We start from the raw sequence: 14,262 nt of genomic DNA on the forward strand, positions 1-14,262 counted from the left end.
CTATTAGAACTTTTTGTATATTTTTTACGAGGAGGAATGCAATGAATACGACAGAGTCTCAAATCGAAAAAAAATTGATCTATCCAAGCCCTTTCCATTTGGAAGAGGGTTGGAATATTTGTATCGAAAATCAGAATAAAAACTGTACCCACAATGAAATCGACCAGTTAACCATGAAAGGCCTCTTAAGCTATACAGATTTTGAAATTCTAAAGCTGTTGGCAGCCTGCCGCTATGTGAATACACACAATCTTGAATTTGCCCTTCGCCAAAGCCTTCCCGAATGCTATCTGAAATCGGACTATCAGAGGAATCTGCGCAAGCTGGTCCATGCCGGGCTTCTCCTGAAGCATTGCTTGTGCCTTCACACGGAAACCAGGGAGCACATGGATATTGTATCTCCTCTGCGCTTTTATTCTTTATCCCCTGGAGCCTGCAGTTACATTGAGCCGCTTGTGGAATCCCCCTGCCTTTTCCGCGGCGCTCTGCCTGACTATGCAGTCATGGAACATCTGGCCTCCTCCCAGCTTTTGATCCGTTTCCAGGCGTCATATGAGCATGCAATAAAAGCATGTTATCGGAATGTCCGGAAAAAGGTTGGTGTCCACGATTTTGTGCTGGATGCCCTGATACGTTATCTGTCCCGTATCGGTGAATCTTCTCAAAGTGTAACTTTATTCCTGCTTTGCGGACGCAGTCATACGGAAAGTACAAAAAGCCTTATTTCACGGATTCACCTCCTCTTTCGTTGGCTCGAACGGCACCATGGCCAGTATGGACAATATATGATCATTATTTTACTGGAGCACTTTAAGGAAATTCCCAACATTTTTCATAATGTAGCTGCACACAATATTGGTTTTTTTCACTATCCCCTTTATTTTGCTCTGGACACTGATTTATTGGCTTTTCCCCTATTTGAATGTCTGTACCGGTGTTCTGATGATGGTTCGTCCGATAAATGTATGATCGATCGGGTACAGATTACTCTTTAGAACTAAGGAACTGTGCAAAAATAATCTTACCATTTTACTTGTCCAAATCTTCATACACTGCGTTGTCGTCAATCGACGTACCCCGGTACGCCTCATTCCTCCGCCTTGTGTCTGAAAATTTGTTCTGCGCAAAAAGGCAAGTTATTTTTGCACAGTTCCTAAGGATTCATACCGCTTTACGTCAGCGGCTATTGCAATAGTCACGGCAGATCTTCATCTGTGGCTATAATCAAAAAGAAAGGATATTACATATGTCAATTACAATCGCACAATATAAAAATAAGGAATTTCGCCGGCTATTGTCGCGGGTCGCAAGTGAACGCAATCTATCTTTCCATTGTAAAAAGTCTACCTATGATACTATATCCACTCTGCTCTCTTCTGATTATCTTGGGAAGGATGATGATATTGATTTTCTTATGGATATAGTAAATATCAGTTTAAAGAAAAAAGGATGCACAGATAAACATCGGTTTCCTATCAGCAGATGCCTGGATCAGGCTTGTCAGAACTGTTTGTATCTGCATGAGGCCAACCTCTATACAAAACCGTCTTAATTTCTAATACAGGAAACCTAACGGTTAGGTTTCCTGTTTTTTTTAATCTTCTATCTTATATATCTGTGCCTAATTGTTAGAGTTTGTCTCATAATCCCTCTATTGGTTTTATTTTCATTTATTTGTAATTTTTTTCTTTTCACAGTATGCTATACTATGAAAAATTTATTCCAGCTGTGCGCTTGCAATCCGACTAGTCGTTTACATGTAATTCATTGCAATGAAGATAACCTGTCGGATTAGCACCACATTTATTAATGCGTAAAATGTGTCTGCTGACGCAGCCACAAGAGTGCGTTAGCACGGATTTTGCGAATGGATCGGATACTCTTTAGAGTATCCAACCGCACAGCTGAATTTTTTTTGCTTTATGCTCCGATGAAATCAGAGCTTTTGTTTTGACACTCATCAAATGTGCAGTTGCAGTTGTATCACAGGTTGATACAATTTTCAATCAATTACATTTGTAATTGACCGACAAGAAACTTTCCACCTGTACGGTTGCAATCCGAAGTCACATTTTTATGCAATTTATTGCAATGAAAATGTAGCTTCGGATTAGCAACCTACCTCATTAATGAGTAAAATGTGACTGCGTTAGCAGGCACAAAAGTGCGAAGCACGGATTTTACGAATGAATAAGGTGGGTTGGATGTTCTTTGTTTTTTGTCACGGGAGGTGTATATGGGTACATTTCGAAATGTCTCAAAAACCAATCCCTGCCCCATTTGCGGAAAGCCTGACTGGTGTAGTATTCTTGTGCCAGATCAGGCTGCTTACCCCGGTCAGGAATTATGTGTCTGCAGGCGCATACAGCTTCCTGAAGTCCAGAGTCCAAGCAATGGTAAAACATACTATTTTATAAAAGAGCTCCCTGATGGTTCCAGCTTTTATACTGATATCAAAAAGGAGGATCAGTACGGCAGCAATCCAGGATATTCTTATCATCCGGTTCAGAAGCAGCCGAAAGAAACCAATGATCAGGGACTCCCGCCGAAATCCAATGCCGAATTGGATCTCATCTACAGGGATTTTCTTACAATGCTTCCTTTAATTGGAACGCATTACAGGAAAATGACTGATGATGGCTGGCCTCACACTCTCATTACTGAGAGTATGATCCGTTCACTTGCCTTGGAAAAGCACTATGACAATAAACTTGGATACTACAGTGATCATAGCGAAAGATACCATATCTGCAGCCGGCTCCTGGAAAAGCATTCCACGTTAGAGGGGGTTCCTGGTTTTTATCAGGACGCCTCCGGGCAATGGACTTTCGTCGGGAAGCCCGGAATGCTGATTCCACTTTACGATATAGACGGAAACCTCTATCGGCTGCGGCTCCGCCTGGACCGTCCGGAAACAGACGAGCATGGAAAGGAGCGGAATAAGTATAAGAATTTTTCCTCATACAAAGAATCCAGAGACGTTAACGGTGTTCTTTCGAACGCCTACCGTAATGGATGCCGCGCCAAAAGCCACATTGGTATCTATTTCCATCCAGGGTTGGATGATCCCACTGTCTGTTATATCACGGAGGGAGAAAAAAAGGCGATCATTGCAAACTTTTTTCTTAAGCATGTTGTGATCTCACTTCCAGGCATAACATCTTATTCTAAATTGATAGAAAAAGATTCTTCCCAAAAATGTGTCCTGGATTTTTTGACAGACATCGGCTGCAGATCAGCAGTCGTGGCATATGATGCGGATAAGTATACAAATGAGAATGTTTTACGATGCGAAAAAAAGCTTGCAAAACTTTTGACCGAAGCTTCTTTCCATACCTATATTGCAAATTGGAATCCTGGATTTGGGAAAGGTTTGGACGACATGTTAGTCTTAGGTGTCCGGCCGATACTCACAGAGTTCAACGTCTGCCGCGATACTCACGGCAAAATTCATTGACTGTGAGTATATAAAAGACATCAAGTCTTCATGATAAGGCTAAAAAGAGGATGGTGTACCCATCCTCTCAAAACCTAACCGTTAGGTTTTTCCATCTACTGCTACTCATGCTCCCTTAAAGCATTGATCTTCATCTCAATACTGCTTTTTAATCCTTCCAATGTCTCGATCACTGCTGTTATTTCCTCTTCTTTGATCAACGAATCCTTATCCAGCACTTCATGCAGATTTTTCGCACAATTCATAATTACTTTTGTTCCGTTCTTCCTGCGTATCCTGGTATTTTGTTTTTTAGAAGCATCATCCTGAGCCTTTTTTACATCCTCTAAACTCTGCTCTAATTTCAAACGATTACTGATATCTACAATCCAGGTTCTGGTAACATTAGCCGCCCCTTCTGCTTCTGTCTTCTCCCTGATCATAGCTTCCAGTTTCTTCTGCTGCTGCTCATCCAATGTTGCCGCCGTAGTTAATGCCGACCACGAATAGTCCCCTGAATCCGCCATTTCCTGTAATTCTGGAATCAACTTCAAAAGCATTTTGTATTTTTCAACAGATTTGATGTCAATTTCCATGTCGATCGCAACCAACTCATTGAGCGCAGTAATCTCTCCCTCTTCCAGAAGGTTATTCTCACGCTTATGCTTTATTTCCATTTTATGCGTTTCATAAAGCCCCTGAGCGGTCCGCGCAAGTATCATCGGTTTTTCTTTCCGCCCGTGCAGATTGCCAAGAAAAAGGCGCATTTTCCTTTCCCATTCTGTCTTGGGCGGCTCCGTGATCAATACCGGATATTTGGAAATCTCTGCTATACGCGCCGCATTTCTTCTTCGGTGCCCGGACTCTATCCTATATTTCGAACCGTGAGGGTATGCAATGATGATTCCAAGGAATCCATATGTTTTCATGGATTCAGCCAGCAGATTAACTTCCAGTTCACCTCCATATATTTCCTGGTTAAAAGGGTCATCTTCCAGCATGTCATCATCCAAATATAAGATTTTTTCTTTGACATCCTCCGGAAGCTCTGCTACATTCGTCTCATCTGTTATCTCTTTCTGAAATTTTTCTGACTGGTTTGCAGTATTTAATAATGTATTTTTCTTTTTAAGCGCCTGACTTGCCAAAGTCTTTCTTGCCATTTATATTCCCCTTTCCTCTTCTATCCTTTTTTCGATCTCCTTTGCCAAGGCCCTATAATTCCTTGCTATTTCACTGCTTCCACTAGTGATACAAAGAGGTTTTTTCTCACTTTCACTCATCTGCATAGCTCCATAATCATGTTTGATCGTTGTTTCAAACAGCCGCATTGCATTCCGCATCTCCTCTTCCATACTGAGCTCATACAAAATCTTCTGGTCATCTTTATATAACTGCACATTGATATAGAACAGACCTAACACCTGTAAATTTCTGTTTCCGTATTCATTCCGCGCCTCTCTGCATCTTTCAATCACATCTTCATAACCATATGTACTGGTATCTTTGGCAAGATGCAGCGGTACGATCACATAATCACATGCGAGAAGATATGTCATCGTAACAAGATTATGAGCAGGAGGAAAGTCAATCAAAATATAATCATAATCTTCTTCCAGGACAGACAGCTTCTTTTTCAGGATTTCCATATCTTCATTATCATAGTAATCCATCTCCCGGCTTCCCATAATGATATCTAATGTACAGCTGATCTTCCGAAATTTATTTCTCCATTTCCTACGTGCGCTAAATTCCTTCGTCATGATGGTATCACGGATATCTATCTCTTCCTGAAGCACCTGATAAAGCGTATCAACGTTTCCCCTTATCCTTCCACCGTCAAACAGTTCCTCATCTTCACAAAAAAAGAATTGAGTCAGGTTTGTCTGGGAATCACCGTCTATCAGCAGAACCTTTTTTCCACACAGTGCAAACTCTGCCGCCAGATTAATGATCGAGCTGGTTTTTCCCACGCCCCCTTTTCTGTTATAATCACCAATTACTATTGCCACTTTGCTTCCTCCTTGTCTTTTGAGCCTAACCGTTAGGTTTCCGTTTTATACTCCTTTTTTATTATGACACATTACTCTTTTAAATGCAAGTTAAATATCAGTTTTATTTCTTTTTTTCTTTTATTGGAGTAATTACCTATTCTCAATATATAAAGCAGACTCAAAATTCCGTATGATAAAATATTGCATGCTATGATTTTTAATTGCAGTTGATTCAATAATAGCAGATGATAAATCTGGATTTAACATTGCACAAACTATAAAGTATATATTTCCTTATAAGGCTGTCTACATCACATGATACTGAATGCAGATTTATCTGGCCTTCAGTATCATCCCCGATGTGCGGTTTCAATTCTAGAGTTCTTTTACATGCAATTTATCGCAATGCAAAGGCCTATCGAAAGCAGTCCATTTATTTCCACGAAGCAGCAAATCAAGTAACCATGCTTGCTTAGATATTCAGTTACTACACTAGTATGCAAAAAAGCGGCTACGTTAGCAGCATAAACTTTAGAACATTTTTTCAAATAGATCAATGGGTTTGATGATTCGTGGATCATCAAACTACACAGGTGGAATAATTTTATTTGTAACCTAACAGTTAGGGCGGAAATGCATATCCACTATAATTTATACAGCATCAATACAATTACCAAAAGACAAAATCAGATTTTGTAAATAAGGACTTATAAAAAGGTTTTTTTACATAATTAAGTTTAAAAAAATAGAAAAAGAAACATAGCACTTAAATAGGTCAATCAGTACAGTGTTTTGCACATTATAAAGCAAAACGGCAAGATTTTTCACTTGTACTTCTGTGAATACAAAGAATTTCCATATAGTTCCTTAGCGCACAAGCACTAATTAAATCCATCATAATTTGATACAATAAATTGGTTAATATGAAAATGAAAATACTGATAAATATGAATCTACAATGTACCTTTCTATATTGATCAGGCGATACAATACAGAAAATCTGTTACTGGCAGTTTTTCTGCATACAATGGTATTAAGGTAGATCCTTTATAATACACGCCATTCAAAAGATACCAATAATAATCCAAGTTCATCAACCTAACGGTTAGGTTTTCCTTTGTATTAACATTTAAACAGCACATGACTTAGGCTATTTCCAAAGATGTGATATATAACCGGTTACTGTTCATGGTGCCTTGCACCCTGCTGCAAGGCATCCGGCCAGTAAAATAGCGGTTACGTGCATCCAGCCCGTCTACATTCCGTTCCGGTCCATCTTAAATAAGCGTCGCTGACGCTTAGGACCGCCGTTAGGCGACTTTTCAATGGACCGTGAATTATAACATATAACCAGTTGCTGCTTCAAAATAATCTATCAAAAATTGACATTCAAATTTCCTCTTGCTATACTAAATGAAAACATATTTCTTTAATGTAATAATCCTATGATCGTTACATGTTATAAATCCCTAGAAATAGGTTGTAAGACAATATTAGGCCAGGCATCCACGGATGTCTTTTTTTATTCAAAAGGAGGAACATATGAGTGAATTTACAGAATTATTATCTCTGGTCGGACTTGTTGATTTCTTTGATGAGCTGACAGACGAAAATGAATTGAACAGAACAAATTATCTGCAGGAAGGTAAGCGTATCTTATCGCTTGCCAGAGTAAAGGAAAAAAGAAATTTATTTAAAACTGACAGCCTAACCGTTAGGCTATGTAACTTGAAATTTCCATTTTTAGCAAATCATGAATACCAAATTTATCTACAGATCGAGCATGTAATAAAAAATTTAATTAAAAAGAGATTAAAAACAGTCCATAGCGAGGAGTGCCTGATAAAAGAAGGCATTCCTTTTATATTGAGTTTTAGCAAAGATTGTCCTGGATTCAGGATATATCCTGCAGAAGGATTATCCGGCAGCACGCTCGCAAAGGATGTAAGCGGCAGTCAAAATATCATCGCATTAACAATAGAAGAAGAAACCTTTTATGTACCATGTACATCACAAAAAAGATTTCAAAACGATGATTACCATTATAAATGTAATCCAAACTTTAGAATCCATATGCTGCATGCAGATACAGCTTTCTTTGCACTTTGGGGAATCAGTTGGCTGAACCAATTAAAAAAAGAAGCTCTTGAAGACACTATGGTATCTGAAGCACTAAAGTATATTCTCCGCAACATCTCTGGCTGCCTGATGAAGAAACGCTGGGATGCTGATAATCTTCCAGAATGGTATGCAGCATTCTTAGCCGATAACAGTTATATTTTTGACAATAAAACAAATTGTTACATCTTATCGGCTGATCACGGTCAATCTCCAAAAAGTGAAAACACAAAAACTGCTTATCATTCTGAAATTATTCCAGAACCGCCTGCCGAATCGCCTGTACAACTGTCTGATTTTATTCCGGATATCATAAATCTTGTTTCCCTTGTCTATAACGGCAATTTGATTTCTGCAAAAGATTTATTACGGAAAACAGATTCCGAAACATACTTCTACCTCCCGTACCATTACGAAAAATTTATCCTATCATCTTTACAGTATTTTATTTCCAATGTACAAGATATCAAAGAAGAGGAAAAGCATCGAAAAGAGCTGGACGGTATGGTCGCACGGGCGTATATGACAAAAAGAAATATACCTCAGCATGTACTTAAGGAAATGCAGTGTTCGGAACTGAACAAGTATTTTGGCTTTATAGAATTTGATGAAGAAGTGGATCTGAAAAGCGTAGACCTTGTGACAAAAGAATTCCAAAAACTAAATCACCAAATCTTCCATGATTTTAAAAATCATAATGTTGCGCTGCGCTTCCGCAAGCTCGGACGCCATCATGCAAGCGGATTATATTATCCTTCTATTAATACAATGGTCGTAGATTTCCGCCATCCTGATTCATTTATCCATGAATATTTCCATATGCTGGATGATACACTAGGGGATCTGTCCCTGCAATGCACTTTTGACAAAATAGCTTTACGTTATCAAAAACTATTAAGAAACGCAGTAGAAGAGGAGAAGAAGACCGGAATGGTCCTGCTGTCCGCCAGGGGCAAATATGGAATCAATTACTATTTACGTAAGTGCGAAATCTTTGCAAGGTGCGGAGAAATCTACCTATTCCGCATCCTTCATATTGTGAGCTCGCTGTTAAAGCCGGAAGAGACAAAATCTTTTGCATATCCGGATGACGATACATTGAACAGCTTAATCCATCATTATTATAGTTCTCTGCTGGATCAGCTTAAGGATATTAAAATTGATAAAAGAAAGGAACACTATGAAACAGCTCTACATATCGCAGCTCAATGAGCATTTGGGAGAAGCTTTGACAGAAGAATTTTATTTAAAGGATATTTTCATGAAATATACAAAAGATAAAGGAATTCCTTACCTGCATTTAATGCTCCAGGATAAAACCGGAAGCCTGGCAGGCAGGGTCTGGGAAAATAATATAGAAGAAGAATATTTAAACTTAAAAGGAAAGGTGATCAAAATATATGGGGAAGTCCTCCTGAACAGCAAGAAGTTTCCGGAATTTATCGGATGGAAGATGGAACCAGTTACTGAATACGAGATTGGCCGTTTCATCAACGGACTCAATGAAGAAGAAACCAAGCAATATTTACATATGCTACAAAAGCAGGTCAGCTTGATTCACCATTATGGTTTCCATGAATTAGTCGAGCTGGTTCTGAACGGGCAAATGGAAAAGCTGTCGGAAGTCCCTGTAAGCCTTCACCAGGCAGGAGCGTATAATGGGAGCCTTCTGGTACAGACCGTATCCGTCACCAGCATGTCAATCCAGATCATGCGTTCACAAAAAATATATGCTTACCATCCTGACCTGAAAATAAACTATCAGGAAGATCTTCTGATTGCAGCTTCCTTATTATTTGGCATCGGAACTACAAATCTCTATTCCCCTTTTCCTGAAGCAGAAAAAATAAATGAATATGCACTATTGCCCAAAGATACATTAAGCATACAGCTGATCGAGTCTTATTCAAAAGATCTGAAATGCTTTCTATCCATAGAAGATAAAAACCTTCTGTATCATATGGTACAGAGTGCATATAAAGGAGAATATCAAAAGCCCATGATACGGGAAGCAGTCATTTTAAATATGGCATATACGACTTACCTGCGCATATCCAGCCAGGAATTTTTCCTGACTGAAAACCAGCAGAAGAGCGGTACCGTATTCATTCCCAAATTAAACCATTACATATATCTCGTAAAACGGCCGAATGGCCATGAAGGTATGCCCTCGGGCATACCTTATGAAGCCGCCGACCACATGGAAGCTGATCTCCATCCGGAGCAGCAGTAAAAGAAGGAGGAATCCGCTATGGAACAACTAACAAATATCAATCAGGATACTTTAAAAGACCTGGACAACTATCTTTCCCTGCCGAATCCTCCCGGGCTGATCCTGCAGGGAGTGCCGGGGCTTGGAAAGAAACAGGCTGCAAAATATGCAGCAGGAAGTCTGTTAAACTGTTCGGCAGAAGATCTGCAGTTAAACCCGGACTACTACGAAACTGCCACGGCTGATCCGCTGAAAGTGGAAGATATTGAACTGCTTGTAGAAAAAAGCCGGCGGTGCAGTATCTGGGGGCGAAAAATATTTCTGATCAACCAGGCGCATACCATTACACGCCGTGCCCAAAACCGGCTTCTGAAACTGCTGGAGGACCGTGCCAAGACAAACATCTTGATCCTCATTTCGGAAGAGAACTGCCTGCTGGATACTATAAAGAGCCGATGCTATTTGGTTTCTTTCCATCCACTGAATGAAAAAGATATGAAGCAGTATTTAACAGGCTGCAATATAAGGAACGAATATCTGGATTTCGTCTGCTATCTGACGGAAAATGCTCCCTTTTCATTCTCTTCCCGGAAAAAAGAAGTGGAAGAATATATATTATGCTATCAGCAAATATGCAAAATCACAATGCGTGAAGACCTTCTGTTTATACTTCATACCATAAAAGAGAAAAGCGATTCCGATTTTTACAGTATCCATGCTGGAAATCCTAAATGGAATATACGCCTGCTCCTATACCCGTTTTATAAATATACTCTAAATAGATGTGCAGGCTGCCGTGCAAAGAACCATTTTCCGGATGCATTTTACAGCAGGAAACAGGCAATGAAAATATTATTACATGGCATGGAGCATTTATCCATGTCACATATGTCTTATACAAAAAATGATTATTTTAATCTGATCCGCTTTATCATAGAGGTAAATGAATGAACAAACGATATATTTTAAAATAAAAGGAGGCACAGGATATTATGCTTTATTCAACATACAGGCCGCAGACATTTAAAGAGGTTTCAGGGCAGGAACAGAATCTGGTCACACTCCGTGAACAGGCCAAAACAAAAAACTATGATTCCGCCTATATTTTCGCAGGGCACAGGGGGACAGGGAAAACAACGCTCGCGCGTATCCTTTCCAGGGTGATCTGCTGTGAAAGCCCTACAGCCGATGGTCCCTGCAACCAATGCGCAAACTGCAGTTCAATGTTAAAGGATACGACATTGGATTGTATCGAACTGGATGCGGCATCGCATAATTCAATCAATGACATAAAGGAATTGATCGCGTCTACAAAATATACACCAACCGTACTTCCAAAAAAAATTTACATCATTGATGAAGTACATAATTTATCAGGCAGCGCGTTCGATGCGCTTCTAAAAACCATCGAGGAACCGCCTAAACATTGTATTTTTATCTTATGCACAACAGAACTGCATAAAATTCCGGCAACAATCCGTTCCAGATGCTCCATCTACCAGTTTAATGCACTATCCGCAGGAACGATCCGCGACAGGCTCACTTACGTACTGCAGGAACTCCAAAAGGAGTACGATGAAGATGCAGTAAATCTGATCGCCAGGCAGGCAGACGGTTCCATGAGAGACGCACTGAGTATCATGGAAAAACTGATGATCTCGTGCAGCCGTTTAACTGTAGAACATGTAAAAAAATGCTTATGCCTGATGGATGATGAAGTCTCCCTCGAAATGTTATCCGCAGTCATAAAAAACGACAGCGTCTGTGCTATAAGGCTGCTGCGGAAAATATATGAAGAAGGAAAAAGCCTTTCTTTACTTGTTGATAACATCCTCCACTGTGTTGTTGACGGAATCGTATTATATATATCATGGGGAGAAACCGCACTGCACCGTTCGGATGAGCATCTAAAAGAGACAAGCCATATTCCATGTCCTTCGGACTATGAACTGCGTCCGTCGGGGTATCAATTCCAGCTTTATCAGATAGTCCGGGATTGCCGCACAGAACAATTGTACTGGTATGTAGAGCAGTTCAGTATTCTGCGTGAAAAAATCAGGGACAGTCTGAATCCCTATATGGATGTACTCATCTATATCATAAAATGCTGTACCCCCAAGCTGCTCAGTGACAGCGAATCCTCCCTTCTGGCCAGGATTTCCGAGCTGGAGCAGTCAGTCGCGGAGCTGCAGGAAAACATCGATTCCACTGTCAGCTCCACAGACGGTACTATCCAAATTCGTGACAGCAGCAGGAGAGAGACCTCTCCCGAACCTCTGGAAAAGGAAGACACTCATCCGGCGAATGATGGGAGCGTAGAGATACCATCTCCAGTCAAAACAGAAGATGCTTCCCTTCCTACGGAAAATCCGGATGGGCCGATTTCGCCATCACTTATGCAAGAAAGTCCGATCAGCCCTATAGAAACTGCAGCAGATGATTATGATGTACTGGGCCTGCTCAGTGACTATCTTTAGCAAAGCAAATCTTCCAAAAGATTTGATATTGGATAGATTAAAGAATGAGGATATCATATTCGCGGCAGCAATATCCTGTTGCATAAAAGAAGGAATGGAAACATATTCTTTTATAACGGAACTGTACCCGGTCTATATTATAATGAAAAAATATATTAAAGTTTATAGATTGGATTTTTGTACGATCAAATATGTCCCAGGTTGGTAATACAGTCTGGGACATAGAAATGTATGTAGGAAGAGGGGAGGTGTATCTACGGTACATAATTATTTATATTAAAAACATAATGAAATACATAATTGATAAATGAAACATGTGGGATTGCCGAGTTCATAAGGAATCCTTCGTTTTTTGAAAGAGGGGATTTTTCAAATGTGGAATGAATTTTAGGGATGTGAATGAAAAAATTTCCATTGCGATGATATATTTCGAAAGTGGAAGATTATTTTTCAATGTGGATGAAATTTTTCCGTTACAAAAGCCGTCAAAAAGGTAAAAAAAGGACCGAAAAATCCAATTTTTGAATTTTCATGAGGGCTGGCCTGATTTGAACTGGAGAAAAATGTAGAGAAATAGACAGGAAGTCAAGATCACATGGAAAGAAACAGATACCATGCAGCCGCAGAAATAAAAAAGGGCATGAAACATTACCATCAGAAACCCGATGGTTCAAAAATCCAATCTATATTAGAGCTACGGCAGATCAATCAGCCGCTCAATATAGATCATTATCAGTTCTTATGTATTTGCAAACAGCAGGGCCGCGGCCTGGTTTTTCATTTTTTCTTTTAGCATCGTCCGGATCAGGGCTCCGATACATTCGATTTTAAAATCAATCTGATAATTTTCGTAAAGATAGCTGATACATCCCTTTACATCTTCAAAAGAAAATGTGGTACAGAGCAACCCTAAATCCTTAAAATCATCCGTATGAAGGTCGAAAGAGACGTAGAGCTCTTTGCAGGATGGGGATTTGTATTTGGAACAGATCCCTTCCCTGTTTAGAAATGAGAGATCATCCGAATCAGGTGTCCCATGATGGAGGAGCTTCTGATTGGCTCTTTTCATGGCCTGGTCGAGCTCTTCTATGTAGTCTTTGATCTGTGATGTATGGCTTTCATTGCTTGCGTCAAACATGCGGCGCCCATGGCAGGATGTATCCATTTTCAAAAAAATCTGTTCCTCATCGAAAGCCACGGAAAAAAGAGCCGTAACAGAGGAAAGGGCACGGCGAATGATTCCCGGCTTACAGTAAGCCGGCAGAAAACGACGGAGTGTTTCATAATCCTGTGAGATAATCAGTTCCTTTTCGGGGTTTCTGTTGGTATCAGCATCCAATGCCGCGCGCAGGAAGATCCTCAGCTGGTTCAGATCCTTGATTCGGATCAGTTCCTCCAGACATTCCCGGTTAAATGTGGCATATCCGCGCCCGCCCTGGTCCGCAGGCAGAGAATAGGATGTGTACTCGGTCAGGATAACCTGAAATCTGTGCTTATGGGCTCCATCCTGGGAGTAGAGAATATATCCATATTTCTGCAGTACGCTGTTTGCGTTTTTTATCGAGCGAACCGTACAGTCCAGATACCCAGCCAGTTCACGCGACGACAGGCCGCAGACCATCCCCTGGTCGTCCGGGGATAAAAAATGGTAAACCAGGAGCAGTTTCAGGGCAATGGATTTGATCCGGGGCTTATTTCCAAATATATTGGCTTCGTTGATGTATTTACAGGATTCATGGATGACAGTACGGTATACCGCATGGGGGCAGCTTTCACAGCACTGCTTTGCGGCAGCCTGAACTTCTTTGGGCATATATTCATAAAATTCGATATTTTTGTAGTTCTCACACGCAAAACAGCCGGACACTGCGCAGTCCAGCTCACGGCTTTCCGTATAAACTATTTCCTTGTGGTTTTTCTGTACCCCGATGGCCTTAATGAAAGGCGACTTACCTATCCGGGCATATTTTGATAAATTCAAGTGTATCACCTCATACGCGGATGCTTATATTGAGCGGGAGATTT

9 protein-coding genes are annotated in these 14,262 nt (G+C 40.3%); 6 read left to right on the forward strand and 3 right to left on the reverse strand.

The genetic code is table 11. The features are described from left to right. Positions 1-41 precede the first annotated feature (41 nt). Positions 42-995: a hypothetical protein gene (locus tag EBB54_RS00090; RefSeq protein WP_125125845.1), complete on the forward strand. Its 954-nt coding sequence runs from the start codon at positions 42-44 to the stop codon at positions 993-995. Positions 996-2,236: 1,241 nt separating this feature from the next. Continuing rightward, on the forward strand, positions 2,237-3,457 hold the full coding sequence (locus tag EBB54_RS00095) for a DUF3854 domain-containing protein (RefSeq protein WP_125125846.1): 1,221 nt from the start codon (positions 2,237-2,239) through the stop codon (positions 3,455-3,457). A gap of 101 nt (positions 3,458-3,558) precedes the next feature. Here EBB54_RS00095 and EBB54_RS00100 read toward each other — a convergent pair whose 3' ends face one another. Then, the gene (locus EBB54_RS00100) at positions 3,559-4,599 is read right to left on the reverse strand and encodes a ParB/RepB/Spo0J family partition protein (RefSeq protein ID WP_125125847.1); all 1,041 of its coding nucleotides are present in this window, start codon (positions 4,597-4,599) and stop codon (positions 3,559-3,561) included. Further along, positions 4,600-5,448, reverse strand: a complete 849-nt coding sequence (locus EBB54_RS00105) for a ParA family protein (protein ID WP_125125848.1) — start codon at positions 5,446-5,448, stop codon at positions 4,600-4,602. It abuts the gene before it with no gap. A 1,524-nt stretch (positions 5,449-6,972) separates the two neighbouring features. Between EBB54_RS00105 and EBB54_RS00110 the strand changes: the two genes are divergently transcribed. From EBB54_RS00110 to dnaX, 4 genes are read left to right on the forward strand one after another with little or no spacing between them, the layout of a single operon-like run. Continuing rightward, positions 6,973-8,760, forward strand: coding sequence for a hypothetical protein (locus tag EBB54_RS00110; RefSeq protein WP_125125849.1), 1,788 nt, complete (start codon positions 6,973-6,975; stop codon positions 8,758-8,760). Continuing rightward, positions 8,729-9,781, forward strand: coding sequence for a single stranded DNA-binding domain-containing protein (locus EBB54_RS00115; protein ID WP_125125850.1), 1,053 nt, complete (start codon positions 8,729-8,731; stop codon positions 9,779-9,781). The genes EBB54_RS00110 and EBB54_RS00115 overlap by 32 nt, the downstream gene beginning before the upstream one ends. Before the next feature lie 18 nt (positions 9,782-9,799). After that, positions 9,800-10,711, forward strand: a complete 912-nt coding sequence (locus tag EBB54_RS00120; protein ID WP_125125851.1) for an AAA family ATPase — start codon at positions 9,800-9,802, stop codon at positions 10,709-10,711. Between the two features lie 41 nt (positions 10,712-10,752). Then, complete coding sequence (dnaX, locus tag EBB54_RS00125; protein ID WP_125125852.1) at positions 10,753-12,237, forward strand: DNA polymerase III subunit gamma/tau; 1,485 nt, start codon at positions 10,753-10,755, stop codon at positions 12,235-12,237. Between the two features lie 739 nt (positions 12,238-12,976). On the opposite strand, the gene EBB54_RS00130 is transcribed toward dnaX, so the two are convergent. Beyond that, positions 12,977-14,218: a hypothetical protein gene (locus EBB54_RS00130; RefSeq protein ID WP_125125853.1), complete on the reverse strand. Its 1,242-nt coding sequence runs from the start codon at positions 14,216-14,218 to the stop codon at positions 12,977-12,979. Between the last annotated feature and the right edge of the window lie 44 nt (positions 14,219-14,262).

The organism is Schaedlerella arabinosiphila (assembly GCF_003885045.1).
Lineage (GTDB): Bacteria > Bacillota > Clostridia > Lachnospirales > Lachnospiraceae > Schaedlerella > Schaedlerella arabinosiphila.

Bases quoted from the DNA above. Each gene is read 5' to 3' on its own strand.
- EBB54_RS00090 (WP_125125845.1), top strand. From the start codon at position 42: ATGAATACGACAGAGTCTCAAATCGAAAAAAAATTGATCTATCCAAGC.
- EBB54_RS00095 (WP_125125846.1), top strand. From the start codon at position 2,237: ATGGGTACATTTCGAAATGTCTCAAAAACCAATCCCTGCCCCATTTGC.
- EBB54_RS00100 (WP_125125847.1), bottom strand. From the start codon at position 4,599: ATGGCAAGAAAGACTTTGGCAAGTCAGGCGCTTAAAAAGAAAAATACA.
- EBB54_RS00110 (WP_125125849.1), top strand. From the start codon at position 6,973: ATGAGTGAATTTACAGAATTATTATCTCTGGTCGGACTTGTTGATTTC.
- EBB54_RS00115 (WP_125125850.1), top strand. From the start codon at position 8,729: ATGAAACAGCTCTACATATCGCAGCTCAATGAGCATTTGGGAGAAGCT.
- EBB54_RS00120 (WP_125125851.1), top strand. From the start codon at position 9,800: ATGGAACAACTAACAAATATCAATCAGGATACTTTAAAAGACCTGGAC.
- dnaX (WP_125125852.1), top strand. From the start codon at position 10,753: ATGCTTTATTCAACATACAGGCCGCAGACATTTAAAGAGGTTTCAGGG.